This is a genomic window from Streptomyces sp. NPDC094147 (genome assembly GCF_044764265.1).
Classification (GTDB): Bacteria; Actinomycetota; Actinomycetes; order Streptomycetales; family Streptomycetaceae; genus Streptomyces.
In genome coordinates, this window is sequence record NZ_JBIWHT010000004.1 from 213,940 (window position 1) to 239,518 (window position 25,579).

The 25,579-nt window shown below is 71.6% G+C and carries 25 protein-coding genes; 17 read left to right on the forward strand and 8 right to left on the reverse strand.

Translation table 11 applies throughout. The annotated features are described in order from the left end of the window. Positions 1–134 precede the first annotated feature (134 nt). The 9 genes from ACIQ8J_RS10030 to ACIQ8J_RS10070 all read left to right on the forward strand — a co-directional run bounded on the left by ACIQ8J_RS10030 (position 135) and on the right by ACIQ8J_RS10070 (position 8,720). The gene (locus ACIQ8J_RS10030) at positions 135–1,085 is read left to right on the forward strand and encodes a helix-turn-helix transcriptional regulator (protein ID WP_403265951.1); all 951 of its coding nucleotides are present in this window, start codon (positions 135–137) and stop codon (positions 1,083–1,085) included. 15 nt (positions 1,086–1,100) lie between these two features. Further along, entirely contained in the window at positions 1,101–2,075 is a 975-nt protein-coding gene (locus ACIQ8J_RS10035) for a helix-turn-helix transcriptional regulator (protein ID WP_403265953.1), read from the forward strand. 10 nt (positions 2,076–2,085) lie between these two features. Beyond that, positions 2,086–2,340 carry a hypothetical protein gene (locus ACIQ8J_RS10040; protein WP_403265956.1) on the forward strand — a complete coding sequence of 85 codons (255 nt, stop codon included), beginning with the start codon at positions 2,086–2,088 and terminating at the stop codon, positions 2,338–2,340. 11 nt (positions 2,341–2,351) lie between these two features. After that, the gene (locus tag ACIQ8J_RS10045; RefSeq protein ID WP_161250581.1) at positions 2,352–2,549 is read left to right on the forward strand and encodes a hypothetical protein; all 198 of its coding nucleotides are present in this window, start codon (positions 2,352–2,354) and stop codon (positions 2,547–2,549) included. A gap of 210 nt (positions 2,550–2,759) precedes the next feature. Next, complete coding sequence (gene tatA, locus ACIQ8J_RS10050) at positions 2,760–3,044, forward strand: Sec-independent protein translocase subunit TatA (RefSeq protein ID WP_403265959.1); 285 nt, start codon at positions 2,760–2,762, stop codon at positions 3,042–3,044. 70 nt (positions 3,045–3,114) lie between these two features. Then, positions 3,115–4,071 (forward strand): twin-arginine translocase subunit TatC, encoded by a 957-nt coding sequence (gene tatC / locus ACIQ8J_RS10055; RefSeq protein ID WP_403265962.1) that lies wholly within the window; start codon positions 3,115–3,117, stop codon positions 4,069–4,071. A 37-nt stretch (positions 4,072–4,108) separates the two neighbouring features. Beyond that, positions 4,109–5,074 (forward strand): diacylglycerol kinase, encoded by a 966-nt coding sequence (locus ACIQ8J_RS10060; protein WP_403265964.1) that lies wholly within the window; start codon positions 4,109–4,111, stop codon positions 5,072–5,074. A 13-nt stretch (positions 5,075–5,087) separates the two neighbouring features. Next, positions 5,088–7,916 carry a DEAD/DEAH box helicase gene (locus ACIQ8J_RS10065; protein ID WP_403265967.1) on the forward strand — a complete coding sequence of 943 codons (2,829 nt, stop codon included), beginning with the start codon at positions 5,088–5,090 and terminating at the stop codon, positions 7,914–7,916. Positions 7,917–8,090: 174 nt separating this feature from the next. Further along, positions 8,091–8,720, forward strand: a complete 630-nt coding sequence (locus ACIQ8J_RS10070) for a TetR/AcrR family transcriptional regulator (RefSeq protein WP_403265970.1) — start codon at positions 8,091–8,093, stop codon at positions 8,718–8,720. A 30-nt stretch (positions 8,721–8,750) separates the two neighbouring features. Here ACIQ8J_RS10070 and ACIQ8J_RS10075 read toward each other — a convergent pair whose 3' ends face one another. Continuing rightward, the gene (locus tag ACIQ8J_RS10075; RefSeq protein WP_403265973.1) at positions 8,751–9,686 is read right to left on the reverse strand and encodes an ADP-ribosylglycohydrolase family protein; all 936 of its coding nucleotides are present in this window, start codon (positions 9,684–9,686) and stop codon (positions 8,751–8,753) included. A 158-nt stretch (positions 9,687–9,844) separates the two neighbouring features. Between ACIQ8J_RS10075 and ACIQ8J_RS10080 the strand changes: the two genes are divergently transcribed. The 3 genes from ACIQ8J_RS10080 (at position 9,845) to ACIQ8J_RS10090 (ending at position 12,572) form a co-directional block, all read left to right on the forward strand. Next, positions 9,845–10,513 carry a PadR family transcriptional regulator gene (locus ACIQ8J_RS10080; RefSeq protein ID WP_403265975.1) on the forward strand — a complete coding sequence of 223 codons (669 nt, stop codon included), beginning with the start codon at positions 9,845–9,847 and terminating at the stop codon, positions 10,511–10,513. A 197-nt stretch (positions 10,514–10,710) separates the two neighbouring features. Beyond that, positions 10,711–11,766 (forward strand): ATP-binding cassette domain-containing protein, encoded by a 1,056-nt coding sequence (locus tag ACIQ8J_RS10085; RefSeq protein ID WP_403265977.1) that lies wholly within the window; start codon positions 10,711–10,713, stop codon positions 11,764–11,766. Further along, positions 11,763–12,572 carry an ABC transporter permease gene (locus ACIQ8J_RS10090; RefSeq protein ID WP_403265979.1) on the forward strand — a complete coding sequence of 270 codons (810 nt, stop codon included), beginning with the start codon at positions 11,763–11,765 and terminating at the stop codon, positions 12,570–12,572. The genes ACIQ8J_RS10085 and ACIQ8J_RS10090 overlap by 4 nt, the downstream gene beginning before the upstream one ends. Positions 12,573–12,980: 408 nt before the next feature. Here the strand turns inward: ACIQ8J_RS10090 and ACIQ8J_RS10095 are convergent, their stop codons facing one another. Together ACIQ8J_RS10095 and ACIQ8J_RS10100 are read right to left on the reverse strand one after the other, a co-directional pair. Then, entirely contained in the window at positions 12,981–13,826 is an 846-nt protein-coding gene (locus ACIQ8J_RS10095; protein WP_403265981.1) for a siderophore-interacting protein, read from the reverse strand. A gap of 49 nt (positions 13,827–13,875) precedes the next feature. Further along, on the reverse strand, positions 13,876–14,784 hold the full coding sequence (locus ACIQ8J_RS10100) for a 5'-3' exonuclease H3TH domain-containing protein (protein WP_403266596.1): 909 nt from the start codon (positions 14,782–14,784) through the stop codon (positions 13,876–13,878). 232 nt (positions 14,785–15,016) lie between these two features. On the opposite strand from ACIQ8J_RS10100, the gene ACIQ8J_RS10105 reads away from it, so the two are divergent. The 4 genes from ACIQ8J_RS10105 (at position 15,017) to ACIQ8J_RS10120 (ending at position 19,348) form a co-directional block, all read left to right on the forward strand. Further along, on the forward strand, positions 15,017–16,084 hold the full coding sequence (locus ACIQ8J_RS10105; RefSeq protein WP_403265984.1) for a glycine betaine/L-proline ABC transporter ATP-binding protein: 1,068 nt from the start codon (positions 15,017–15,019) through the stop codon (positions 16,082–16,084). Continuing rightward, entirely contained in the window at positions 16,077–17,876 is a 1,800-nt protein-coding gene (locus ACIQ8J_RS10110; RefSeq protein WP_403265987.1) for an ABC transporter permease/substrate binding protein, read from the forward strand. Before ACIQ8J_RS10105 ends, ACIQ8J_RS10110 begins: the two co-directional genes overlap by 8 nt. A 204-nt stretch (positions 17,877–18,080) precedes the next feature. Continuing rightward, the gene (locus ACIQ8J_RS10115; protein ID WP_403265989.1) at positions 18,081–18,635 is read left to right on the forward strand and encodes a helix-turn-helix domain-containing protein; all 555 of its coding nucleotides are present in this window, start codon (positions 18,081–18,083) and stop codon (positions 18,633–18,635) included. Next, positions 18,635–19,348: a helical backbone metal receptor gene (locus ACIQ8J_RS10120; protein ID WP_403265993.1), complete on the forward strand. Its 714-nt coding sequence runs from the start codon at positions 18,635–18,637 to the stop codon at positions 19,346–19,348. Before ACIQ8J_RS10115 ends, ACIQ8J_RS10120 begins: the two co-directional genes overlap by 1 nt. Before the next feature lie 5 nt (positions 19,349–19,353). On the opposite strand, the gene ACIQ8J_RS10125 is transcribed toward ACIQ8J_RS10120, so the two are convergent. Next, positions 19,354–20,466: a TDT family transporter gene (locus ACIQ8J_RS10125; protein ID WP_403265996.1), complete on the reverse strand. Its 1,113-nt coding sequence runs from the start codon at positions 20,464–20,466 to the stop codon at positions 19,354–19,356. Positions 20,467–20,536: 70 nt separating this feature from the next. Between ACIQ8J_RS10125 and ACIQ8J_RS10130 the strand changes: the two genes are divergently transcribed. Next, positions 20,537–21,466, forward strand: a complete 930-nt coding sequence (locus tag ACIQ8J_RS10130) for a LysR family transcriptional regulator (protein WP_403265998.1) — start codon at positions 20,537–20,539, stop codon at positions 21,464–21,466. Positions 21,467–21,486: 20 nt separating this feature from the next. On the opposite strand, the gene ACIQ8J_RS10135 is transcribed toward ACIQ8J_RS10130, so the two are convergent. From ACIQ8J_RS10135 to ACIQ8J_RS10150, 4 genes are all read right to left on the reverse strand, one after another. Further along, on the reverse strand, positions 21,487–22,170 hold the full coding sequence (locus ACIQ8J_RS10135) for a GNAT family N-acetyltransferase (protein ID WP_403266001.1): 684 nt from the start codon (positions 22,168–22,170) through the stop codon (positions 21,487–21,489). Positions 22,171–22,482: 312 nt separating this feature from the next. Beyond that, positions 22,483–23,169, reverse strand: coding sequence for a gamma-glutamyl-gamma-aminobutyrate hydrolase family protein (locus ACIQ8J_RS10140; protein ID WP_403266004.1), 687 nt, complete (start codon positions 23,167–23,169; stop codon positions 22,483–22,485). Positions 23,170–23,198: 29 nt separating this feature from the next. Next, positions 23,199–24,650, reverse strand: coding sequence for an ethanolamine permease (gene eat / locus ACIQ8J_RS10145; protein ID WP_403266007.1), 1,452 nt, complete (start codon positions 24,648–24,650; stop codon positions 23,199–23,201). 138 nt (positions 24,651–24,788) lie between these two features. Further along, positions 24,789–25,544 (reverse strand): FadR/GntR family transcriptional regulator, encoded by a 756-nt coding sequence (locus tag ACIQ8J_RS10150; RefSeq protein WP_403266010.1) that lies wholly within the window; start codon positions 25,542–25,544, stop codon positions 24,789–24,791. Positions 25,545–25,579: the final 35 nt, after the last annotated feature.

The following is a 25,579-nucleotide window of genomic DNA, read 5'->3' on the forward strand; positions in this document are numbered from 1 at the left end:
TCAGTCCTGAGCGATCGGACCTGATCAGACCGAGGGCCCGTGCCTCCTGGCACGGGCCCTCGGCTTTGCCCGGGCAGCCCGGGGCGGTACGGTCAGCGGTCGTAGCGCAATACGAGAGAGGGCGTAGGGCATCGATGGCGATCGCCAAGGCCGAGCGGCTGATGAACCTGGCGCTGTGTCTGCTCGGGACACGGCGCGCACTCAGCAAGCGGGAGCTGCGCGCGTCCATCGAGGCCTATCTCGAAGCCGGGTCCGACGACTCCTTCAACCGGATGTTCGAGCGCGACAAGGACGATCTGCGCGAGCTCGGCCTGGTCATCGAGACCGTCGAGAACCTCGACGGCGAGACCGGCTACCTCGCCCGCCGCGACAGCAACCGGCTGCCCCCGGTCCAGCTCGACGCCGAGGAGGCCGCGGCCCTCGGGCTCGCCGCCCGCGTCTGGCAGCAGGCCCGGCTCGCCGGAGCGGCCAGCGGCGCGCTCCAGAAGCTGCGCGCCGCCGGGATGCCGGAGGCCCACAATCCGTATGAGCACAGTGCGATCGAACCGCGCATCCCGGTCCACGAGACGGCCTTCGAACCCTTGATGCTGGCCTGCCGCGACCGGCGCCCGGTCGTCTTCGACTACCGCAAGGCCACCGCCGTACGCCCCGAGACCCGGCATGTCGAGCCGTGGGTCCTGGAGTGCTGGCGCGGCCACTGGTACCTGGCCGGCTGGGACCGCGACCGGGGTGCCGAGCGGGTCTTCCGGCTCAGCCGCATCTCCGGCAAGGTCCGCTCCCGGGCGGGCGCCTTCACCGCGCCCGTGCCCGACGTCGTCACCGTGCGCGAGACCGTCGAGACCTGGGCGGGGGAGACCGCGACCCGCTCGGCCCGGATCCGGCTGCGGGCCGGGGCAGGCTACCCGCTGCGCTCCCGCGCCACCTCGGTCCGGGAACTCGGCGACGGCTGGGCGGAGTTGGAGATTCCGTACGGGCACGGGCTCGATGCCCACCTGGTGGAATTCGGCCCCGACGTCGTCGTGCTGGAGCCCGCCGACCTGCGGGCCGACGTGATCGACCGGCTGCGCGCCGTGGCCAAGGGCTGAGGGGGACCGTAGACCATGGCTGCCAATGCCATCGACCAGACCCGGCGGATGCTGTCGCTGGTGACCTATCTGCGCGAGCGTCCCGGCGCCCGTGTCGGGGACGTCGCCCGCGCCTTCGGCATCACCGAGGACGAGCTGATCTCCGACCTCGATGTGCTGCCCATGTGCGGCACCAGCTTCCGGGGCGGCGACCTCCTGGACATCGACACCGACGGCGACCGCATCTGGTGGCACAACCCGGACGATGTCGCCGAGCCCCTGCGGCTCGCCGCCGACGAGGCGACCGCGCTGCTCGTCGCGGCACGTGCCGTCTCCACCCTCCCCGGCCTGCGCGAGGGCGACCGGCAGGCGCTGCTGCGCGCCACCGCCAAGCTGGAGGCCGCGGCCGGCGAGGCCGCGGGTGCCAGCTCGCGGCTCTCGGTCACCTTCGAGTCCGAGGGTGGCGTCTTCGCCGAGGTCGACCGGGCGATCTCGGAGCGCCGCCGGCTGTGGGTGAAGTACTACTCGCCCGCGCGCGACGAGCTCACCGAGCGCGAGGTCGACCCGATCCGGCTCTTCGCCGTCGGCCACACCTATATGGAGGCGTGGTGCCGGCTCTCGGAGGCCCGGCGCACCTTCCGGCTGGACCGGGTGGCCGAGATTCGCCTGCTCGACGAGGCGTCCGCCCCGCCCGAGCTCGAACTGCGCGACCTGTCCGAGGGGCTCGTGCAGCCGTCCGCCGAGGACCCCGAGGTCGTCGTGGAGGTCGCTCCCGGCGGCCGCTGGGTCGCCGAGTACTACCCGCACGACAGCGCCGAGGAGCTCCCCGACGGCGGTCTGCGGATCACGCTGCGCACGCCCGACCCGGCATCGCTGCGGCGCCTGGCGCTGCGGCTCGGCCAGGACGGCCGGATCGTCTCGCCGGACGACCTCGCGCAGAGCGCCCGGCGCGCAGCCCGCGAGGCGCTGGCCGGATATGAGGAACCGCCCACGCCCGATCACCTGAGCTGAGGAGAGCTGCATGTCGGTGCTGCCCGGTCTTTCCCGTCCCGTGATCCCGGTCCTCTTCAAGGCCGCCTGCCCGGAGTGCCGCGCCCGCTTCGAGCTCGGCGCGGCCGCGCTCCGGCTGGCGATCGGCGCCAGCCGCCGCACCACCTTCTACTCCTTCACCTGCCCCGAGTGCGGCTCGGCCGTCCGCAAGCCGGCCGGCGAGCGCATTGTCGAACTGCTCTCCGGCGGCGGTGTCCGCACCCTCCGCCTCCACTCCACCGTCTAGGGTCCCCCTCCATGTTCTGGCCGATGACCGCCATCGCCCTCGGTTTCCTCGGGATCGCCGTGCTCGGCGTCCTCGCCGTCAAGGTCTTCGTCGAGGCGCAGCGGCTCGGCCGCCAAGTGGCCGACACCACCAGCAAGATCAACCGCGCCGCCGAGGACCTGGAGCGCGCCGCCGTCGACCTCGCGGGTGCCGGGGAAACGCTGAGATGACCGGTGCGCTCTGATGTCGTACGTTTCGGGGCGGTACGCTGCACAACGCGGTCCGGGTAGCGAGGCACGGCCCGCAACGGGAGTACGCACGGGGATTGCCCGACGTTCACCCCTGCGCGTTACGATCGCTGCACGTAAGGCGGTCGGACACCAGTCCGGCTGCCGTTCGCAGCCCCACCCCACGCAGTCTCGGTGAGAAGGTAAACGCTTATGTTCGGAAGGCTCGGCGCCCCCGAGATCATTCTCATCCTCATCGTCGTCTTCCTGCTGTTCGGCGCGAAGAAGCTCCCGGACATGGCGCGGTCGCTCGGAAAGTCGGCCCGCATCCTGAAGAGCGAGGCCAAGGCCATGAAGGCCGAGGGGCAGCAGACGGCCGCGACCGACCCGCCGACCCCGGGCGAGCAGCCGCCGGCCCAGCGCACCATCCAGTCCGCTCCCGGCGATGTGCACAGCGCGCGTCCGGTGGCCGAGCCGACGGATTCGACGCAGCGCTGACACCGGGCCGAAGCAGGCGCTGTTCACCTCCGTGACCAGAGCGACCTGCCGCACGAGATGAGGACGTGGGTTGCTCAAGTCTGCCCGCACACAACAGAAGGACCCCGAGGGGCGGATGCCGCTCTCGGACCATCTTCGCGAGCTGCGCAACCGGCTCGCGAAGTCGGTGTTCGCGATCCTGGTCTGCGCCGTGGTGGCGGCGTTCTACTACAAGCAGATCGTGGAAGTGATCACCGAGCCGATCAAGTCCGCGGTCGACTGCAAGGTCTCCTTCGCCGAACTCGCGAAGAAGGGCGACGGCGAGACCTGCGGCAACATCACGATGTCCGGCCTCATGGGGCCGTTCACCCTGATGATCAAGGTGTCGCTCGTGGCTGGTGTGGTGGCCGCCAGCCCGGTCTGGCTCTACCAGCTGTGGGCGTTCGTTGCGCCCGGTCTGCACAAGCACGAGAAGAAGTACTCGCTGGGCTTCGTGGCGGCGGGCTTCCCGCTCTTCGTGGCCGGCGGCTGGTTCTCGTACAACGTGCTGCCCGCCGCGGCCAGGGTGCTGCTCGACTTCACGCCGCAGGGCGTGGCCAACCTCCTGCCGCTGAACGAGCTCCTCGACCTCGTCACGCGCATGATCATCGTCTTCGGCCTCTCCTTCGAGCTGCCGCTCTTCCTCATCATGCTCAACTTCAGCGGCATCCTCACCGGCCGCCGCATGCTGGGCTGGTGGCGCGGAATGATCATGGGCGTCACGATCTTCGCGGCCTTCGCGACGCCGACCGTCGACCCGGTGTCGATGCTCTCGCTCGCCGCCCCGATCGTCGCCCTCTACTTCGTCGCCGTCGGCATCGCCCTGCTGAACGACAAGCGCCGCAAGGAGCGTGCCGACGCCGGTCCCGCCGACGACGAGGCCTCCGATCTCGACCTCACCCCCGAGGACGTCGGCGCCGTCGAACCCGTGACCTCGCCCCCGGCCCTGCCCGAGCAGTCCGACGGCGGCCGGTCCAGCAAGCTGGGCGGATACGACGACATCACCTGACCTTGACGCGATCGCCGGACCTTGTAAGGTCCGGCGGGTGACCAGCGAGATCACCCTCTTCGTCAATCCCACCGCGGGACGCGGCCGGGGCGCGCACGCCGCGCAGCCGGCCGCTTCCGCGTTGCGGGCCGCCGGATTCTCCGTACGCACCGTCCTCGGTGAGAACGCCGAGGACGCCCTGCGCCGCGCCCGCGAGGCCGTCGGGGGCGGCACCGGAGCGCTGATCACCGTCGGCGGCGACGGCATGGTCAACCTCGCCCTCCAGGCCGTCGCGGGCACCCCGACCCCGCTCGGTGTCGTCGCCGTCGGCACCGGCAACGACTTCGCCCGCGCCCTCGGCCTGCCCATACGCGACCCGGCCCGCGCCGGAGCGCTCGCGGCCGGAGCCCTCAAGGGCGCGCACATCAGGGACATCGACCTCGGCCGGACCGGCGACCGCTGGTTCGCGACCGTCCTCGCCTCCGGCTTCGACTCCCGGGTCAACGACCGCGGCAACCGCATGCGTTGGCCGAGCGGCCGCTTCAAGTACGACCTCGCGATGCTCGCCGAACTCGCCGCCTTCAAGCCGATCCCGTACAAGATCACCCTCGATGGCGGCGAGACCCGCGAGATCGAGGCGACCCTCGTCGCCGTCGGAAACGCCTCCTCCTACGGAGGAGGCATGCGGATCTGCGCCGACGCCGACCTGACCGACGGCCTCTTCGACGTCACCGTTGTCGGCGACTGCTCCCGTACGACGCTGATCAAGGTCTTCCCGAAGGTCTACCGGGGCACCCACCTCGGCCACCCCGTGGTCACCACCCACCGCGTCGCCACGATCGCGCTGGCCGCCGACGGCATCACCGGATACGCCGACGGGGAACGGCTCGGTCCGCTCCCGCTGACCGCGGAGTGTGTACGCGGTGCCGTGCGGGTATTGGCACCCGTACCGGCGCCCGGCCGGAAGGCCGGCGCTTTCCGGTCCCCGATAAAGATCGCGACCTCTGTCAGAGGCGGCGGGTAGGCTCGAAGACAAGATGACAGAGGACCTCTCACCAGCCGAAGCGTACGCAGCTGCCCGGCTCCGCGCCGTCGAGCAGGCCACCGCGCTCGCACCCTTCCGCGACCTGTACGACTTCGATCTGGACCCCTTCCAGATCGAGGCCTGCCAGGCCCTCGAAGCCGGAAAGGGCGTGCTCGTCGCCGCCCCCACCGGCTCCGGCAAGACCATCGTCGGCGAGTTCGCCGTGCACCTGGCCCTTCAGCAGGGCCGCAAATGCTTCTACACCACGCCCATCAAGGCGCTGTCCAACCAGAAGTACGCCGACCTCACACGGCGCTACGGCCCCGGCAAGGTGGGCCTGCTGACCGGTGACAACAGCGTCAACGCCGACGCACCCGTGATCGTCATGACCACCGAGGTGCTCCGCAACATGCTGTACGCGAGCTCCCAGGCCCTCATCGGCCTCGGCTACGTGGTGATGGACGAGGTGCACTACCTCTCCGACCGCTTCCGCGGCGCCGTCTGGGAAGAGGTGATCATCCACCTCCCCGAATCGGTCACCCTGGTCTCGCTCTCCGCGACCGTCTCCAACGCCGAGGAGTTCGGCGACTGGCTCGACACCGTCCGCGGCGACACCGAAGTGATCGTCTCCGAGAACCGCCCCGTGCCGCTGTGGCAGCACGTCATGGCCGGGCGCCGGATGTACGACCTCTTCGAGGAGGAGTCCGACCACGGCGGCCGCGGGGTCGGCAGGCGCGAGGTCAACCCCGACCTGCTGCGCATGGCGCGGATGGAGAACCAGAAGACGTACAACCCGCGCGACCGGCGCCGCGGCAAGATGGTCCGCGAGGCCGACCGCGAGCGCGAGCGCCGCTCGCGCTCCCGGATCTGGACGCCCGGCCGCCCCGAAGTCATCGAACGGCTCGACGCCGAAGGCCTGTTGCCGGCCATCACCTTCATCTTCAGCCGCGCCGCCTGCGAGGCCGCCGTACAGCAGTGCATGTACGCGGGCCTGCGGCTCAACGACGAGGAGGCGCGCCAGAAGGTCCGCGAGATCGTCGAGGAGCGCACCGCCTCCATCCCCGGCGAGGACCTGCACGTCCTGGGCTACTACGAATGGCTCGAAGGCCTGGAGCGCGGCATCGCCGCCCACCACGCGGGCATGCTGCCCACCTTCAAGGAGGTCGTGGAGGAGCTGTTCGTACGGGGCCTGGTGAAGGCCGTCTTCGCCACCGAGACCCTCGCCCTCGGCATCAACATGCCCGCGCGTTCGGTGGTGTTGGAGAAGCTCGTCAAGTGGAACGGCGAGCAGCACGCCGACATCACCCCCGGCGAGTACACCCAGCTCACCGGCCGGGCCGGGCGGCGCGGCATCGACATCGAGGGCCACGCGGTGGTCCTGTGGCAGCGCGGCATGGACCCGGGCGCGCTCGCGGGTCTGGCCGGCACGCGCACCTACCCGCTGCGCTCCAGCTTCAAGCCCTCGTACAACATGGCCGTCAACCTGGTCCAGCAGTTCGGCCGGCACCGCTCGCGCGAGCTGCTCGAAACCTCCTTCGCGCAGTTCCAGGCCGACAAGTCCGTCGTCGGCATCTCGCGCCAGGTGCAGCGCAACGAAGAGGGCCTCGAAGGCTACCGCGAGGGCATGCACTGCCACCTCGGGGACTTCGAGGAGTACGCGCGGATGCGGCGCGACCTCAAGGACCGCGAGACCGAGCTCGCCAAGCACGGCGCGGCGCAGCGCCGGGCGGCCGCCGCGGCCTCCCTGGAGAAGCTCAAGCCGGGCGACATCATCCACGTGCCGACCGGCAAGTTCGCCGGTCTCGCCCTCGTCCTCGACCCCGGGCTGCCCGCCGGCCGCACCAACGGACACCGCGGCTTCGAGCAGCACGACGGGCCGCGGCCCCTGGTCCTGACCGCCGAGCGGCAGGTCAAGCGGCTGGCGTCCATAGATTTCCCGGTGCCCGTCGAGGCCCTGGAGCGGATGCGCGTCCCGAAGTCCTTCAACGCGCGCTCGCCGCAGTCCCGCCGGGACCTGGCGTCCGCGCTGCGCACCAAGGCCGGGCACATCGTCCCCGAGCGGCACCGCAGGGCCCGCTCCGAAGCGGCCGACGACCGCGAGATCACCCGGCTGCGCACCGCCCTGCGCGCCCACCCCTGCCACGGCTGCGACGAGCGGGAGGACCACGCGCGCTGGGCCGAGCGCTACCACCGCCTCCAGCGCGACACCAAGCAGCTGGAGCGGCGCATCGAGGGGCGTACGAACACCATCGCGCGCACCTTCGACCGCATCGTGGCGCTGCTCACCGAGCTCGACTACCTGCGCGACGACGAGGTCACCGAGCACGGCAGGCGGCTCGCCCGCCTCTACGGCGAACTCGACCTCCTGGCCAGCGAATGCCTGCGCGCGGGTGTCTGGGAAGGCCTGACCCCGGCCGAACTGGCCGCCTGCGTATCGGCGTTGGTGTACGAGGCGCGGCAGTCCGACGACGCCGTGGCGCCCAAGACGCCCTCCGGCAAGGCCAAGGCCGCGCTCGGTGAAATGGTGCGGATCTGGGGGCGGCTCGACGCCCTCGAAGAGGACCACAAGATCAACCAGGCGGAGGGCGTCGGCCAGCGCGAGCCCGACCTCGGCTTCGCCTGGGCCGCCTACCAGTGGGCCTCCGACAAGGGCCTCGACGAGGTGCTCCGCGAGGCGGACATGCCCGCGGGTGACTTCGTCCGCTGGTGCAAGCAGGTCATCGACGTCCTCGGCCAGATCGCGGCCGCCGCCCCGCGCGAGAACAGCACCGTCGCCAAGAACGCCCGCCGGGCGGTCGACGCGCTGCTGCGCGGTGTGGTCGCCTACAGCTCGGTGGGCTGAGCGGGCCGGGCGTACGGACGGCCCCCACCGGTGTCCGGTGGGGGCCGCGCCGTGTCCACCGGGGCTTCACCGTGCAGCTCGGCCCGACCCCTAACGGGCGTCGGCAGCCGGGCGGCAGCAGTGCGGAATCATCGTCCGGAAGCGTTGTCAGTGGTGTGTGCGACGATCGGATTCATGAGCACGACGACGGGACGACGGGTCGGTCGGCCGCGGGCGGTACAGCGGCCGGACAGCGGGCTCGCGGCGCGCGATGAACTGCTGTGCGCGGCGGCCGAGTTGTTCACGCTGCGCGGATACGCGGCGACCACGACCAGGGCGGTGGCGGACCGGGCGGGCCTGCGGCAGGCCACGATGTACCACTACTTCTCCGGCAAGGAGGACCTCCTCGCCGAGCTCCTTGAATCGACGGTCACCCCCTCCCTCGAACTGGCCCGCCGGCTCCTGGCCGATACCTCGCGCGGTGCCGAGGACCGGCTGCGCGAGCTGTGCCGCTCGGACGTGCAGCTGCTGTGCGGCGGGCCGTACAACCTGGGGGCGCTGTATCTGCTCCCCGAGGTGCGGGCCGAGCGCTTCGCGGTCTTCCACCGAATACGCGCCGAGCTGAAGGAGGCGTACGGGGAGCTGCTGGCCGGGACGGAGGCCTGTGCCGCCCTGGAAGCGGATGCGCTCGCGCTGCGTACGGATCTGGTCTTCGGCCTGATCGAGGGCGTCATCCTGATCCACCGCTCGGCGCCGGGACGCGACGTGCCGGTCTTCGCGCAGGCCACGGCGGACGCGGCCCTGCGCATCGCGGGGGCGTCCTGAACCGCCCGGAGCTCCCCGCGAGGTGACCCCCTAGCCCGCCAACTCCCGTGCCAGATCGGCGAGTTCGGCCGCCCCCAGGACCCGGGTGCCGAAGCCGGGCAGGGGGACGTGGAGCGGGACCGTCCAGCGAGCGGGGACGGCCGCCAGTCCGTAGCGGGCCCCGGCCAGCCCGCCCGTCACCGCGGCCACCGTGTCCGTGTCCCCACCCAGGTCGATCGCCGCGCCCAGGGCCTGCTCGAAGGAGCCCGTCGTGCGCAGCGCCCAGAGGGCGGAGCCGAGACAGGGCCACACCGCGCCGTTGAACTCCGTCGCGTCGTCGGGGTGCCAGTCGGGCGCCAGGACCGCCGACCAGCGGGCCCGGTGGTCGGGGTGCACGGCGGCCAGCGCGTCCGGCACGGCCTTCAGCGGATCGGCGCCGCTCAGCGCGACACGTACCAGGTCGTGGTAGATCGCCGTGCCTTCCCAGGCGGCCCGGTCGCCGTGGGTGAGCGCCGCGATGCGTCGGGCCGCGGCCATCGTCGCCTCGCGTCCGGCGCCGGCGAAGTAGACCGCGGAGGTAGTGGCCCGCATCAGCGAACCGTTGCCCGCCGCACGGTGGTTGACCTCGAAATGCCGCGCGGCCGCGCGATCCCAGGGCTCGCCGTTCGTCAGGACGTCCTCGGTCTGGAGCCCGATGTCCTTGGGCTCCGCGGCCGCCCAGCGCTGGAACCGCCGGAAGATGTCGGCCAGTTCGAGGCCCCCGTGTTCCCGGAGGGAATCGGCCACGAGTACGGCCATCTGCGTATCGTCGGTCGCCTCGCCCGGGTCCCAGCCGCCGCCTCCGCACATCGTGCCGATGCCGTCGGGGAACCGCGCCGAATACACCCCGGGCGGCCCGAACTCGAACGGCGCGCCCAGTGCGTCGCCCACCGCCGAGCCGACCACGGCACCCGCCGCGCGGTCCGCCTGTTCCCGTGCCGATGCCATGTCGATCACGCTAGCCAGTGCTTGGCGGGGCCGCGAACGGGTTTCCGCGTCGATGCAGCCGCCCTCGGCCTGGGCAAATTCACGATACATCGTGGTTGACGACACGCGACCTGTCGAGATATGTTCGGCTACGAGTATTCGGGAACGAGGTGATGATGATGGCGGTCAGGCGGCGCAAGCTCGGCAACCCGTTGGCGCTGGCAGTCATGGTGCTGCTCTCCGAGCGGCCGTCGATGCATCCGTACGAGATCGCCCAGACTCTGCGCCAGCGCGGCAAGGAGTACAGCATCAAGATCAATTACGGTTCGCTCTACACCGTCGTCCAGAACCTCGAAAAACATGGATTCGTCGAGGTCGCCGAGGTGCAGCGGCAAGGCAACCGCCCCGAGCGCACCCTCTACGCGCTCACCGCGACGGGCCGCGAGGAGATGCTCGACTGGATGGCGGACATCGTCTCGGTGCCCGTGCACGAGTTCCCGATCTTCGAGACGGCGCTGTCCCTCATGGGCGTACTTCCGCCCGGCGAGGTGACCGCGCTCCTTGAGCAGCGGCTCAGCAAACTGGAAGTGCAGGCCGCCGGGCTCAGGGGAGCTCTGCGGAAACTGTGCGAGACGCTGCCCCGGTTCTTCCTGGTGGAGACCGAGTACCAGCTCCACATGATGGACGCCGAGGCGGAGTGGGTGCGCGGCTTTCTCAAGGAGATCGCCGAAGGCACCCTCAGCGGCCTCGACGGATGGCGCAGCCTGCATTCCACGGGCGAAGTCCCGCAGGAATGGCTGGACTTGGAGGAGGACCACTCCCGTACGCGGTCCGCGGACACCCCCTAGCCGCGGACGCACCGTTCACAGAAGAACCCCGGCACGGACTGTTGCAGCAGCCCACGCCGGGGTTGCGACCCCGGACCGGACCTGCGCGGAGCAGGCCAGGCGATCGAGGGTGCGGCACGCCAAGGATAGCCCGGCGCTCCTCACGCGGATCGGTCCGTCACCACCGACCACCCCGCCCACCACAGGAGAGCTCCGTCATGAGCACCCGGGCGCCCGCAGTAGCGGCGCGCAACCTGATCAAGACGTACCCCGGTGATGTCACCGCCCTCAACGGCATGGCCATCACCGTCGAGGACGGTGATGTCACCGCCCTCAACGGCATGGCCATCACCGTCGAAGCCGGCAAGGTCTTCGGACTGCTCGGGCCCAACGGCGCCGGCAAGTCCACCACCGTCAAGATCCTCACCACCCTCGCGCGCCCCGACAGCGGCACCGCGACCGTCGCCGGGCACGATGTGCTGCGCCACCCCGACCGGGTCCGCCGCGCGATCGGCGTGGTGGCGCAGAGGTCCGGCGCCGACCCCGTCGCCACCGGCCGCGAGAACCTCCAGCTCCAGGGCCGGCTGTACGGTCTGACCGGTGCGGCACTCCGCCGCCGGGTCGACGAGCTCCTGGAGCGGTTCGGCCTCGCCGACGCCGGAAAGCGCATCGTCAAGGGGTACTCGGGCGGTATGCAACGCCGCCTCGACGTGGCGCTCGGCCTGGTGCACCGGCCCGAGGTGCTGTTCCTGGACGAGCCGACCACCGGGCTCGACCCCGAGGCCCGCACCGCGATGTGGGAGGAGATCTCCAGCCTCGCCGGCGACGAGGGGCTCACCATCGTGCTGACCACCCACTACCTCGAAGAGGCCGACCGGCTCGCCGAGCGGATCGCGATCGTCGACCGCGGCCGGGTCGTCGTGGAGGGCACGCCCGACGAACTGAAGGGCGAACTCCGCGGCGACGCCGTTCACGTGGAGCTGCGCGAGGCCGTCACCGAGCGCTCACTGCTGCGCGAGGCGCTCACCGGGCTGCCCGGGGTGCACGAAGTGCTGCTCGACGGCCGCCGGGTCAGCGCCCGCGCCGACGACGGGGCGGCCGCCGTCCCCGTTCTGCTCGCCGCCCTGGAGCGGGCCGGAGCCTCCGTCGCCGCGGCGACCGTCGCCCGCCCCTCCCTCGACGACGTCTACCTCCGCCATGCCGGACGCCGCTACTCCGAGGCCGAGGCGGCAGCCGAAGCCTCCGTCCTCGCCACCGCGGGAGATGCGCGATGACCACCGACACCGTGACCCGGACCCCGAGCAGCGGCCTCAAGGGCTCCAACGCCCTTGCCCAGACCTGGTACATGACGCAGCGTCAGCTGATGGCGATCTTCCGTCAGCCCGCCTATCTCCTGATCACCCTGATCCAGCCGGTGATCTGGCTGTTCCTCTTCGGCAACCTCTTCAAGAAGGTCGTCCAGCTCGGCGGCTTCGGCACCACCTCCTATCTGGACTACCTCGTGCCCGGCATCGTGCTGATGAGCGCGCTCGGCTCCAGCATGTGGGCCGGCATGGGCACCCTGGAGGAGATCGAGCGGGGCACCCTCAACCGCTTCCTCACCACGCCGGTCAGCCGCAGCGCCCTGATGAACGCCAACGTGGTGCAGAACGGCATCAGCATCGCCGTCCAGACGGTGATCATCCTGCTGCTCGGCAAGCTCGGCGGCGCCGACTATCCCGGCGGGTTCGGCGGCCTGCTCATCCTCGCCGTCGCCGCGATCCTGCTCGGCACGGTCTTCGGCGCCTTCTCCAACGCGCTCGGCATGCTGGTCCGCCAGCGCGAGTCGATCATCGGCATCAACACCTTCCTGCTGCTGCCGCTGACCTTCCTGTCCTCGGCGTTCATGGCGCCGTCCCAGATGCGCCACATCGCCGACTTCAACCCGCTCAACTGGGGGATGGTGGCGGGCCGTTCGGCCATGTCGGCGAGCCCCGACTGGGGCGTCGTCCTCGGCCGCGGCGGCGCACTTCTCGCGCTGGCCGTCATCGCGGTCTGGCTGTCGACCCGCACGTTCCGCTCGTACCAGAAGTCGGTGTAGCCCCGGCTGGTACGCGCACTCCCACTGCCGAACCGGCAGGCGCAGGGCGGTCCTGGAGCCCACTACGGCTCCGGCGGCGATCATCCCGGCGGCGGCGGAGGGTCGCCCCGTCGTGATGGATCAGCGGCCGGCCCCGCAGCGCCTGCCGGGTCAGCAGGGCGCGCTGGTCGCGCAGGCGGGGTGTGCGGGCCATCGGGAGGCCGAGCCCGGCGCCGCCCAGGACGAGCGCCCCTCCTGGGCGAAGCGGTCTTCGCCGCCGCGCGCCGGATGGCCCACCAGGACGCGTCGGCCCGGATGTACGGCCCGGAGGGGGCGGCCCCGAGGGGGGAGTGGCGTCCCGGAACGGCGTAACCCCCGGCGGGGGAGCGCCGGGGGTCACGGACGGGAGAGCGTCAGGGGGTGTGTGCCTCAGGCGGCCGGGGCCTCCTGCTCGCGCTCCACCTGTGCGTTCCACTCCCGCTTCGTCGCGCGCCAGGCGTCGTCGTCCTGGCCGAGGCGCCAGTAGCCGGAGATGGACAGGCGCTCGCGCGGTACGTTCCGCTCGATCCGGAGCAGTCGGCGCAGCTCCTTCACGAAGCCCGCCTCGCCGTGCACGAAGGCGTGCACATCGCCGGGCGGGAACTCCAACTCCCTGATCGCGCCGACCAGTTCGGAACCCACCGAGGACTTGCCCCGGTGCAGCCACGTCACCGTGGTGCCGTCCGGCGTGGTGATCTTCTGCTCCTCCTCGGGGCCGGCCACCTCCACGTAGGCGTGCACCACGGCGCCCGCGGGCATGCGCTCCATGGCCGCCGCGATCGCGGGCAGCGCGCTCTCGTCACCGGCGAGCAGATGCCAGTCGGCCGCCGGATCCGGGGCGTAACCGCCGCCGGGGCCGAGGAAGCGCACCGGCTCGCCGGCCTGGACGCGGGTGGCCCAGGGGCCCGCCAGGCCCTCGTCGCCGTGCACCACGAAGTCCACCGTCAGCTCGCCGAGCGCCGCGTCCCAGGCCCGTACGGTGTAGGCGCGGGTGCTCGGCCACTGCTCGCGCGGGAACTCGGCGCGGATCCGCTCCATGTCGAAGGGCTCCGGATAGCTCACGCCCTCGGCCGGGAACAGCAGCTTGATGTAGTGGTCGGTGTGCTCGCCGACGGCGAACCCGGCCAGCGACTCGCCACCCAGGACGACCCGCACCATGTGCGGGGTGAGGCGCTCGGTGCGCACCACTCGCGCCTCGTTGACCTTGGGCGTTGTGCGAGACGGGCGTTCTGCCACAGTGCGCTCCCCTGATCCAGTATTGGTTAGGATTACCTAAGTTAGCACTTCAGTGGTGGAGAGTGGAGAGCAGCCGGCCCACCGCCCCGCCGAGCCCCCACCGGGCCACCAGCTCTTCCAGCGTGGCCGGATCGAGGGCCTCGGAGGGCAGCGTGGCATCGAACTCCGGCAGGGGCACGTCCAGCGCCACCCGCACCACCTTCGGCGCGACATCCAGATAGTCCGAGGCCTCCAGGATTCCCCTGCGCTTGGCCGGGGTCAGCCGGGAGAAGCGGTCCGCGGCCGCCGTGCGGACACCAGCCAGGTCGCCGTACTCCGTGATCAGCTGGGCGGCGGTCTTCTCTCCGATGCCCTTCACGCCCGGCAGTCCGTCGCTCGCGTCGCCGCGCAGCGCCGCGAAGTCCGCGTACTGATCGGGCCGCACCCCGTACTTCGTACGGATCATCTCGTCGTCCACCAGGTCGCAGTCGCCCACGCCCTTGCGCGGGTAGAGCACCCGCACCCCGCGCTCGTCGTCCACCAGCTGGAACAGGTCGCGGTCGCCGGTGACGATGTCGACGGGGCCGGACGCGCGGGCGGAGAGCGTGCCGATCACGTCGTCCGCCTCGTAGCCCGCGACGCCGACGCGGGCGATGCCCAGCGCGTCCAGGACGGCCTCGATCACCGGCACCTGCGGGGCCAGCGTGTCCGGGACCTCCTCCTCGTCGGGCAGGCCCGCCCCGGTCTCCTGCGCCACCCGGTGCGCCTTGTAGGAGGGGATCAGCTCGACCCGCCAGTGCGGCCGCCAGTCCGCGTCCATGCAGGCCACCAGCTCGTCGGGGCGGTGGTCCTGGACCAGGCGGCCGATGAAGTCGAGCAGGCCGCGTACGGCGTTGACCGGTGTGCCGTCCGGGGCCCTGACCGTGTCGGGGACTCCGAAGTAGGCCCGGAAGTAGAGGGAGGCGGTGTCGAGGAGCAGCAGGCGTCGCGTCACACCCCGATGATGCCGCACCCCACTGACACTCACCTCGTGGCCTGCGTGAACTGGGTCACTGTTGTGTTTGCTCCCCGTAAAGCAGGGCAGGCGCGACGCCGGAGCGGACCCAAGTGTGCATTTCAACCATCTGCTCGGGCGACGGACCGAATCCGCGCCGCTCCACGGCCCGCGCACGGGGGATGCGGGCCGTTTCAGTTCAACCCGTGAGGTGTATGTGTCCAGGCTGCAAGCCGAGCAGCTCTACAAAGTGTTCGGCAGACGACCCGACGAAGCCGTCCGCATGCTCGAAGGCGGCGCCGACCGCGACGAGCTGCGGGCGGACGGGACGACCGCGGCGGTGATCGACGCATCGTTCACGGTCGATCCCGGCCAGATCTTCGTCGTCATGGGTCTCTCCGGATCCGGAAAGTCGACTCTGCTCCGCATGCTCAACGGACTGCTTGAGCCCACCGCGGGCCGCGTCCTGTTCGACGGCCAGGACCTGACCAGCCTGTCCGCCCGTGAGCTGCGCGCCGTCCGCTCCACCAAGATCAGCATGGTGTTCCAGCACTTCGCGCTGTTCCCGCACCGCAGCGTCCTGGAGAACGCCGCGTACGGCCTGGAAGTGCAGGGCGTGCCGCGCGCCGAGCGCGAGAAGCGCGCCGCCGAGGCCCTGGAGCTGACCGGCTTGGCCGGCTGGGGCGACTCCTGGCCCGACGAACTCTCCGGCGGCATGCAGCAGCGCGTGGGCCTGGCCCGCGCGCTGGCCACCGACGCCGACCTGCTCCTGATGGACGAGTCGTTCAGCGCCCTCGACCCGCTGATCCGGCGCGACATGCAGGACCAGCTCCTCGAACTCCAAAAGCGCCTCAAGAAGACGATCGTGTTCATCACCCACGACCTCAACGAGGCCATGCGGCTCGGCGACGGCATCGCCGTGATGCGCGACGGCCGGATCGTCCAGCTCGGCACCGCCGAGGACATCCTGCTCACCCCCGCCAACGACTACGTGTCCTCCTTCATCCAGGACGTCGACCGCTCCCGGGTGCTCACCGCGCTGTCCGTGATGACCGCCCCGCACCGGCCCGACGCGGGCGACTGCGACTGCGAGACGGTGCTGCCCGGCACCCCCGTCGCCGATGTGTGCACCGTGGCCGCCCGGGTCCCGCACCCGGTCGCCGTGAAGGACTCCGACGGCTCGCTGCTCGGCGTCGTACCGCAGGAGCGGCTCATCGCCTTCCTCGGGGACGACAAGCAGGGCCCGGTCGCCTGCTCGATGCGGGAGGTGGCCACGCATGCCTAGGCTCCACCTCGGCGACTGGGTCGACAGCGCCGTCAACTTCCTCCAGCACCACTTCTCCTGGCTGTTCGACGCCGTCACGCAGGTCGTCAACGGCATGTACGACGGCATCAACGCGGTGCTCGACTGGCCGCAGCCGCTGCTCTTCGCGGGCATCCTCGCCGTCGTCGCCTGGTGGCTGCGCGGACTCCTCGCCGGTGTCCTCACCTTCGCCGGTTTCGCGCTGATCGACTCGATCCAGCTGTGGGACGACACGATGTCGACGCTCTCGCTCGTGCTCGTCGCGGCGATCGTGACGCTGGTCATCGCGATCCCGCTCGGCATCTGGGCCTCGCGCTCCAAGGCCGTGAGCGCCGTCCTGCGGCCGGTCCTCGACTTCATGCAGACCATGCCGGCGATGGTCTATCTGATCCCCGGCATCATCTTCTTCGGCGTGGGCGTCGTCCCCGGCATCATCGCCACCATCGTCTTCTCGCTGCCTCCGGGCGTACGGATGACGGAGCTCGGCATCCGCCAGGTCGACGGCGAACTCGTCGAGGCGGCCGAGGCGTTCGGCACCACGCCGCGCAATACGCTGCTGCGGGTGCAGCTGCCGCTGGCCCTGCCCACCATCATGGCGGGCATCAACCAGGTGATCATGCTCAGCCTCTCGATGGTCGTCATCGCGGGCATGGCGGGCGGCGGCGGACTCGGCGGCGCCGTCTACCGGGCCATCGGCAACGTCGACATCGGCCTCGGCTTCGAGGCCGGCATCTCCATCGTGGTCCTCGCCATGTACCTGGACCGGATGAGCGGAGCGCTGAGCCGTCAGGTCTCGCCGCTCGGCCGCCGCGCGCTCGCCAAGGCGAAGGCCGCCACCGGCGGACTCAGGATCTGGAACTACCGCCCGCAGCCCGCCGTCGCGGTCGTCGGCGTGGTCGTCCTCGCGCTCGTCGCGGGTGGCATGGGCATGTTCGGCTCCTCGGACACGGCCACCGCCACGGGCGCCAAGGACGTGGGCAAGGGCAAGAAGATCTCGATCGGCTACATCCCGTGGGACGAGGGCGTCGCCTCCACCTTCCTGTGGAAGGAGCTCCTGGAGCGGCGCGGATTCACGGTCGACGCCCGGCAGTACGAGGCCGGCGCACTCTACACCGGCATGGCCGGCGGCCAGATCGACTTCGAGACCGACTCCTGGCTGCCCACCACCCACGCCCAGTACTGGGCGAAGTACAAGGACAAGCTGGCGGACCTGGGCTCCTGGTACGGGCCAACCTCCCTGGAGCTGTCGGTGCCCTCCTATGTCAAGGGCGTCGACTCGCTGGCGGACCTCAAGGGCAAGGGCGCCGAGTTCCAGAACCGCATCGTCGGCATCGAGCCGAGCGCCGGCGAGACCGGGATCCTGAAGGACAAGATCCTCAAGGAGTACGGCCTGGACGGCGAGTACAAGGTCGTCGACGGCTCCACGCCGGGCATGCTGGCCGAGCTGAAGCGGGCGTACGCCAAGAAGGAGCCCATCGTGGTTCCGCTCTGGTCGCCGCACTGGGCGTACAACACCTACGACCTGAAGAAGCTCAAGGACCCCCAGGGCGTCTGGGGCAAGGGCGACGGCGTGCACACCCTGGCCCGCAAGGGCTTCGGCGCCGACAACGCCGAGGTCGGGAAGTGGCTGAAGAACTTCACGATGGACGAGAAGCAGCTCACCAGCCTTGAGGCGAAGATCCAGTCGACCGGCAAGGGCAAGGAGCAGGACGCCGTCCGTGCCTGGCTGAAGGAGAACCCCGGCCTGGCCGACAAGTGGACCCCGGTCTCCTGACGGGAGACCCCCTCGCACCACCCGTTTCCGCAGCCGCGGCCGGTCTTCCGGCCGCGGCTGCGAAACGTCGAAATCCGGCCTGATCTCGGACGGTACCCTTGGTGATCTTGGCGTGACGGTCCCCTCGGGAGCCGAAGCTGCGTAGGGTGCAGGGAACGCAGCAGGTGCGGACGCGGAGCGAGTGACAGGGAGGGAGCCCGGGAGATGGACGACAAGGAAACTCTTCGGGTGGGGGTGGCGGTGCGGCGCCTGCGCCGCAGCCTGGGCCTCACCCTCGCCGTGGTCGCCGAGCGCAGCGGCCTGTCCGTGCCCTTCCTCAGCCAGATCGAGAACGAGCGCGCCCGCCCCAGCGCCCGCTCCCTCCAGCGCGTGGCCCTCGCCCTCAACACCACGGTCGGCGACCTGTACGACGCCGCCGACTGCACCCGCACCGTCGACGTGGTGCGCGCCGAGCCCGAAGCGGACGCCCCCGGGGTACGGTCCCTGCTGCGCGGCCACCACCAGCTGCACGCCATGGAGTTCACCGGCGAGCAGGACACCGGGCGCGAATTCCAGCACCGCAACGACGAGTTGATGTACGTGGTCGACGGCGCCGCCGAGGTCGAGGCCGAGGGCCGCGCCTACCGGCTGGAGCGCGGCGACACGCTCTGCCTGTCCGGCGGGGTCCGGCACCGCTGGCGGGCCGCCCTGCCCGGCACCCGGATCCTGATCGTGGCCGTCGCCGACCACATCGAGGCCATCGAGGAGACCCGCCACTGATGAGGGTGGTCTCCCTCGTCCCGTCCCTGACGGAAGCGGTCGCGGTCACCGCACCCGGACTCCTGGTGGGAGCGACCGACTGGTGCAGCCACCCCGCCGGGCTCGATGCCGTACGCATCGGAGGCACCAAGAACCCGGACGTGGAAAAGATCAGGGCGCTCGCCCCGGATCTGGTCGTCGCCAACGAGGAGGAGAACCGGGCCGCCGATCTGGCGGCCCTGCGCGCGGCCGGGCTCGACGTCCTGGTCACCGAGGTCCGCTCGCTGCCGCAGGCGTTCGCCGAGCTGGAACGGGTCCTGGTCGACGGCTGCGGTCTGGCCAGGCCGGGCTGGCTCGACGCGGCCGAGACGGCGTGGGCCGGGGTGCGGGCGGGCGGAGAACGGCGGGCCGTCGTGCCGGTCTGGCGGCGCCCCTGGATGGTGCTGGGCCGCGACACCTTCGCGGGCGACCTGCTCGCCCGGCTCGGGGTGCGCAATCTCTACGCCGGCCACGCCGAGCGCTACCCCCGCATCGGCATCGACGAGCTGAACGCGGCCGGAGCCGATCTGGTGGTGCTGCCCGACGAGCCGTACCGTTTCACGCGCGAGGACGGCCCGGAAGCCTTCCCCGGCCTGCCCGCCGCACTCCTCTCCGGGCGCCACCTCACCTGGTACGGGCCGTCACTGGCCCAAGCGCCGGCCGTACTCGGCGCGGCGCTCGGGACCAGCGGCTGAGGGACCTACTTCTTCACGGGCGCCGCGAGCAGCGTGCCGTTGAGCAGGCCCCGTACGGTGTGGAATCCGGCCACCAGCCAGGCCGCCACAAGCAGCGCGTACAGGGCGACCGCCAGCCAGTTGAAGGCGTCGAGCCCGGTGTGGCGGGCGAGGCCCTCGGCGCCGGTGACACAGGTGCCGACGGGGAAGGTGAAGGCCCAGAAGGTCATGGCGAAGCGCATCCCGTTCCGGGCCGCCCGGACCGCCATGGCCGCCGCGAGCGCCAGCCACATCAGCGCGAAGCCCATCACCGGCACGCCGTACAGCACGCCGAAGGCGCCCATTCCGTTCGCGTACGTGGCGGCGATCGCGCCGGGAGCCACATCGGCCAGCTTGTTCACGGCGGTGGTGGACTGGCCGAGCGGGCCGAGCACCAGGAACAGGGTGGGGGTGAGGAAGAGGGGCAGCGCACCCCGGTGGATCAGGCGCGAGAACACCGCGGGCAGGATGACCAGGGTGGCGAGCAGGCTCATGCCGAACATCGCGTACGAGCCGAGCAGCAGCGCCTCGCGGGCCTGGCCGGCCGGCAGGTGGGGGACGAGCAGCGGGCCGAGGGTGGCCGAGACCATCGGCGCGACCACGGGGAGCAGCCAGACCGGGGAGGCGCTGCCGGGTGCCACGTCATGGCGGACGACCATCAGGTACGGGACGGCCACGGTGGCGGCCAGGCCGATCAGGGTGCCCACGCCGTACAGCACCCAGGTCAGCGGGACGGCCGCGCTCTCGCCGATCACGTCGGTGCCGACGGTCAGGGTGCCTATGCCGACGGCCAGGAACGCCATCGACAGGCAGCCGTAGAAGGGCGCGACGGTGGGGTCGAGGAGATGCGCGCGGGCCTGGTCGCGGTGGTGCAGCCAGTGCCCGGCACGGGCGCCGAGCAGCACCACGAGCATGGCCAGGGAGAGCGCCCAGATCACCGGCAGGCCCGGGATGCGGAACGGCAGACCGGCACCCGCGTTGGCGATGATGGCGGTGCCCATGACCGCCGCGTACCAGTTCGGGCCGAGCTGGCGAAGGGCGGGGCGCCGCACGGCGGCGGGGGTCTGGGTGCGGGGACGCGGTTGTGCGATGGTGGCCATGAATCCAGCTTCGTCCCGGTCAACGTCCCCCGCCACGCCTGCCGGGGCTATGAGCCCATAAGCTGGGTTTATGAGCTTGAGCGGTCCTGAGGACACCAACCCACTGGCCCACCGGGTGCCGGACCTGGGCGCGATGGAGCTGCTGCTCGCGGTCGCCCGGCACGGCAGCCTGGGGCGGGCGGCCCGCGACCTCGGCATCACCCAGCCCGCCGCGAGCAGCCGCGTCCGCTCGATGGAGCGGCTGCTGGGCGTCGCGCTCGTCGACCGCTCCCCGCGCGGATCCCGGCTCACCGCCGAGGGCGTCCTCGTGACGGACTGGGCGCGGCGGGTGGTGGAGGCGGCCGAGGCGTTCGACGCGGGCGCGCAGGCGCTGCGGGGCCGCCGGGACTCGCGGCTGCGGGTCGCCGCGAGCATGACGATCGCCGAGTACCTGCTGCCGGGCTGGCTGATCGCGCTGCGCGCGGAGCGCCCCGGCACGGCGGTGTCGCTCAGCGCCGGGAACTCTACCGTGGTCGCGGAGCGGCTGCTCGCCGACGAGGCCGAACTCGGCTTCGTGGAGGGCCTCGGCGTGCCCGCGGGCCTGGACTCCGCCGTCATCGGCCACGACCGCCTGGTCGTGGTCACGGCCCCCTCGCACCCGTGGGCCCGCAGACGGAACCCGCTCGCCCCCGCGGAACTGGCCGCGACCCCGCTCATCCTGCGCGAGCGGGGCTCGGGCACCCGCCAGGTCCTGGACGCCGCGCTCGCCGCCCACGGCGGTCTCGCCGAACCGCTCCTCGAACTCGCCTCCACCACCGCGGTGAAGGCGGCCGTCCTCAGCGGCGCGGGCCCCTCGGTGCTCAGCGAACTCGCCCTGGGGGAGGAGCTGGCGGCCCGCCGCCTGGTGAGGATCCCGGTCGAGGGCGTACGGCTGCGGCGCGATCTGCGCGCGGTGTGGCGCCAGGGACCGCTGCCCGCGGGGCCCGCCCGCGACCTGCTCTCCCTGACGCGCATCACCTGACGCAAGGACCTGACGCCGCGTCAGGCAGGCACGAGGCGGAGGCCGTTCGCCTCCTGGCGGGCGCGGGCCAGGCGCTGCTCGATGGTGTGCCGCACCACCGGCCACTCCTCGTCGAGGACCGAGTAGAACGCCGTCCCCCGCACGAGTCCGTCCAGGCCCCGGGTGTGGACCCGGCGCACCCCCTCGCACACCGCGCCGAGGCGTTCGATCGCGGCCCGCGAGCGGGTGTTGCGGGCGTCGGCGCGCAGCGAGATCCGGCGCACCCGCCAGGTGTCGAAGGCGTGCTGGAACATCAGCAGCTTGGCCTCGGTGTTGATGCCGGTGCCCTGGGCGTGCGCGGAGAGCCAGGTGGCGCCGATCTCGGCCGCGTCCGGGACCGCGTCGGCGGCGCCTGTCAGCGGCCCGCGCGGCGCGGGCGGCCACACCACGGGCCCGTCCCAGTAGTCGAGCTCGCAGAACCGGGTCGAGCCGACGACCAGTCCGTCCCCGGCCCGCACGGTCGCGAACACCAGGGACCGGCCGGCCTCCTGGTCGGCCAGGGCGCTCTGGATGTAGGAATGCGCCGATTCGAGTCCGTGCGGTACCGGCGTGAAGGCGTACGAGGTCCGGTCGGCCGCCGCGGCGGCGGCCAGGGCCGGAGCGTGGGACGCGGTGAGCGGTTCGAGCCGTACGGAACGGCCCGACAGGATGACGGGTGCGGGCACGGGGCCTTCAGGTCCTTCGGGGCGCGGCGGAGCCTCCCCACCGGTGGGCGGAGGAAGCGGGGAACACGGAGACACCCGGTCAGGATGTGTCCGTGAAATGGCCAAGGAAGGAACGAGTGCGCGAAGAGGAACGAGCGGCCAGGTGAAGGCGAGGAGTCTCGGGGAATCCGCCCGGTGAAGGGCGGCGAGAGGAAGATACCCGGATGATCGCCGAATCGTCACCCCCTCGCAGGGGTGAGGATTTCCGGGCGTGTCGTACGGCCCCGGACCCGAGCAGGTCCGAGGCCGTCGCGACTGGTCTGAGCTGGGGCTTCAGCGTGTCGACGCGGCCCGTACGAGCCCTTGGGCCACGCGTGCGTCCGTGCCCATCTCGGGATGCCACTGAACGCCGAGGACCCAGCCGGGGCCGGGCAGTTCGGCCGCCTCCACCGTGCCGTCCTCGGCATGGGCCGAGGCCACCAGACCGCTGCCGAGCCGGTCCACGCACTGGTGGTGGTGCGTCGGCACGTCGGATGCCTCGGGCACCAGTGACGCGTACAGCGTGCCCGGCACCGGCTTGACGGTGTGCGAGCCGAACACGCCCCGCCCGTTGGTGTGCCCCTCCAGATGCTGGACCAGCGTGCCGCCCAGCGCGACGTTGATGAGCTGGAGACCCCGGCAGATGCCGAGCAGCGGGGTGCCCGAGGCCAGTGCCGCGTCGATCAGGGCGAGCTCCCACGCGTCCCGGTCCCGGGCGGGAGGACCGGTACGGGGCGACGGCTCAGCCCCGTACCGGACCGGCTCGACATCGGCCCCGCCCGCGATGACCAGGCCGTCCAGGCGCGCCACGACCTCGGCCGCGGCCGCCGGGTCGTCGTCGGGCGGCAGCAGCGCGGCGAGTCCGCCCGCCGCCCGGACAAGCCGGGGATAGGCGGCGGGCAGCAGGGCGGCGGGCAGCTCCCACACGCCCCACCGGGCGGGCTCCTGGTACGTACTGAGGCCGATGAGCGGCTTGGACACGGCGGCGATCTCCGTTCGTTGGGCGGTGTTCAGTCCCGGGCGAGTTCGGCCTCGGCGGCGGCCAGGGCGGCGAACTCCTCCTCGGGCGCGTGGGCGACCAGTCGGTGGCGACTGTAGAAGGCGAAGTAGGCCAGTGCGATCGCGTAGACGCCCAGGGCGATGAACGCGGCGTCCTTGTCCACCAGGAACGTCGCCACCAGCGCGGACAGCGCGAGGACGAAGGCGACCGCCGAGGTCAGCACCCCGCCGGGCGTCCGGTAGGGCCGCGCCAGGCCCGGCTCGCGGCGCCGCAGCACCATGTGCGAGAGCGCCATCAGGGCGTAGGAGATGGTGGCGCCGAACACCGCGACGTTCAGCATCCGGCCGCCGTTGCCGCTCCAGGCGGCGAGCGCGAAACCGATCGCGCCGGGGATCAGCAGGCCCAGGTACGGCGACTTGCGGCGGCTGGTCAGGGACAGGAAGCGGGGCAGGTAGCCGGCCCGGGACAGGGCGAAGAGCTGGCGCGAGCCCGCGAAGATCAGCGAGAAGAAGGACGCCACCAGGCCCGCGAGGCCCGCGTAGTTGACGAAGCGGCTCAGCGCGGTCGGGCCGCCGTCGCCCTGGAGCGCGACGACCAGCGGGTTGCCCGCGCCCTTGATCGCCTCGGAGCCGTGCGCCCCGGTCGCGGCGAAGAAGGTCACCACGGCGAGCAGCACGAGGATCGACAGCGAGATGGCCAGCGCGCGCGGCATGGACCGCACCGGGTCCTTGGCCTCCTCGGCCGCCAGCGGCACCCCCTCGACGCCGAGGAAGAACCACATGCCGAAGGGGAAGGCGGCCCAGATGCCGAGCACGCCGAACGGCAGCCACGAGTTGGACCCCAGCGCCGAGGCGTCGACCGGGATGTCGTTGAGCCGGGCCGCGTCGAAGTCGGTGAAGGCGCCGACGGCGAAGACCAGCAGGGCGGCCACGGCGATCGCGGTGACCACCAGGCTGAAGCGCAGGGCCTCGCCGACGCCCCACAGATGGATCCCGATGAAGACCGCGAAGCAGGCGAGGTAGACGGGCCAGCCGGAGGTCAGGCCGAACAGGCCGAGCGACTGGACGTAGTCGCCGATGAAGAGCGAGATCGCGGCGGGCGCCAGGATGTACTCGATGAGGATCGCGGTGCCGGTCAGGAAGCCGCCCCAGGTGCCGAGGGCCCGGCGCGCGAAGCCGTAACCGCCGCCCGCGGTGGGCAGGATGGCGGAGAGTTCGGCCAGCGAGAAGACGAGACAGGCGTACATGACGCCCATCAGGACGGTGGCGGCGGCGAGTCCGCCGAAGCCGCCCTTGGAGAGGCCGATGTTCCAGCCGGAGAAGTCGCCCGACACCACATAGGCGACGCCGAGGCCGGTGAGCAGCAGCCAGCCTGCGCTGCCGCGGCGCAGGGTGCGCCGGTGCAGGTAGTCGTCCTCGGCGGACGCGGATGGTGCGGTGCGGACGTCGGTGCCCTCGGCCATGAGCCGCTCCAGATGATCGTCAAGGGAGATCAGGTCAATGGTTCGGCTGCATACCTTTGCTGGAGGGCAGGGTCCAGCGCAAGGGGTGTACGTAAAACCGCGGTTACGGAAATCGCCGGTGAACGAGGTCCTGGTGACTCAGGTCAGGAAGCCGCGCAGCAGTGCGGCCGTGCCCCCGCAGTGCTCCCGCATCACTTCCCGCGCTCCGTCCGCGTCGCCGTCGAGCACCGCCTCGACCAGCGCGGTGTGCTGGTGCTGCGAGTGCTCCAGGTTGCGGACCAGGAGCGGGATGCAGTCCAGGAGGTCGTTGACGGTGGCCCGCACGGCCGCGTACTGGGCGGTGAGCGTCGGCGATCCGGAGAGCTCGGCCAGGGTGAGGTGGAGCAGGGTGTCCTGGCGGCGGTAGTCGGTGAGCTCGGCGTCATGGGTCGCGGCGAGCGCGGCCCGCAGCCGCCCGGCGCCGTCCTCGGAGAGCCCGTGCGCCGCGCACAGCCCGGCCGCGCCGACCTCCAGGACCTCCCGGAAGCGCAGGATGTCCTCCACGTCCACCGAGGCGACGCGGCGGCGCAGTTCGACCTCGCCGCCCCCCTCGGTGGCTCTGGGCAGCACGAACGTGCCGCCGTACCTGCCGCGCCGGCTCTCCACCAGGCCCTGGTCCTGGAGCACCTTGAGCACCTCGCGCAGGGTGACCCGGCTGATCCCCATGCGCTCCGCCAACTCCCGCTCGGAGGGCAGTCGTTCACCCGGCGGTACGAGTCCCAGGCGCAGCAGTTGGAGAATCTGCTCCAGCGCTTCCTCGAAGCCGTTCCCGGCCCGTACGGTCCGCAGTACGGGGACGAGGGCGTCCGGCGTCCTGCCGTCCGCGCCGGCCGCCGAGTCGATCTTCTTCGCCACGTCGTGGATTCCCCTTCCCAATCAATGGTCTTACC

Bases quoted from the DNA above. Each gene is read 5' to 3' on its own strand.
- ACIQ8J_RS10030 (WP_403265951.1), top strand. From the start codon at position 135: ATGGCGATCGCCAAGGCCGAGCGGCTGATGAACCTGGCGCTGTGTCTG.
- ACIQ8J_RS10035 (WP_403265953.1), top strand. From the start codon at position 1,101: ATGGCTGCCAATGCCATCGACCAGACCCGGCGGATGCTGTCGCTGGTG.
- ACIQ8J_RS10040 (WP_403265956.1), top strand. From the start codon at position 2,086: ATGTCGGTGCTGCCCGGTCTTTCCCGTCCCGTGATCCCGGTCCTCTTC.
- ACIQ8J_RS10045 (WP_161250581.1), top strand. From the start codon at position 2,352: ATGTTCTGGCCGATGACCGCCATCGCCCTCGGTTTCCTCGGGATCGCC.
- tatA (WP_403265959.1), top strand. From the start codon at position 2,760: ATGTTCGGAAGGCTCGGCGCCCCCGAGATCATTCTCATCCTCATCGTC.
- ACIQ8J_RS10065 (WP_403265967.1), top strand. From the start codon at position 5,088: ATGACAGAGGACCTCTCACCAGCCGAAGCGTACGCAGCTGCCCGGCTC.
- ACIQ8J_RS10070 (WP_403265970.1), top strand. From the start codon at position 8,091: ATGAGCACGACGACGGGACGACGGGTCGGTCGGCCGCGGGCGGTACAG.
- ACIQ8J_RS10075 (WP_403265973.1), bottom strand. From the start codon at position 9,686: ATGGCATCGGCACGGGAACAGGCGGACCGCGCGGCGGGTGCCGTGGTC.
- ACIQ8J_RS10080 (WP_403265975.1), top strand. From the start codon at position 9,845: ATGGCGGTCAGGCGGCGCAAGCTCGGCAACCCGTTGGCGCTGGCAGTC.
- ACIQ8J_RS10085 (WP_403265977.1), top strand. From the start codon at position 10,711: ATGAGCACCCGGGCGCCCGCAGTAGCGGCGCGCAACCTGATCAAGACG.
- ACIQ8J_RS10090 (WP_403265979.1), top strand. From the start codon at position 11,763: ATGACCACCGACACCGTGACCCGGACCCCGAGCAGCGGCCTCAAGGGC.
- ACIQ8J_RS10110 (WP_403265987.1), top strand. From the start codon at position 16,077: ATGCCTAGGCTCCACCTCGGCGACTGGGTCGACAGCGCCGTCAACTTC.
- ACIQ8J_RS10115 (WP_403265989.1), top strand. From the start codon at position 18,081: ATGGACGACAAGGAAACTCTTCGGGTGGGGGTGGCGGTGCGGCGCCTG.
- ACIQ8J_RS10120 (WP_403265993.1), top strand. From the start codon at position 18,635: ATGAGGGTGGTCTCCCTCGTCCCGTCCCTGACGGAAGCGGTCGCGGTC.
- ACIQ8J_RS10125 (WP_403265996.1), bottom strand. From the start codon at position 20,466: ATGGCCACCATCGCACAACCGCGTCCCCGCACCCAGACCCCCGCCGCC.
- ACIQ8J_RS10130 (WP_403265998.1), top strand. From the start codon at position 20,537: ATGAGCTTGAGCGGTCCTGAGGACACCAACCCACTGGCCCACCGGGTG.
- eat (WP_403266007.1), bottom strand. From the start codon at position 24,650: ATGGCCGAGGGCACCGACGTCCGCACCGCACCATCCGCGTCCGCCGAG.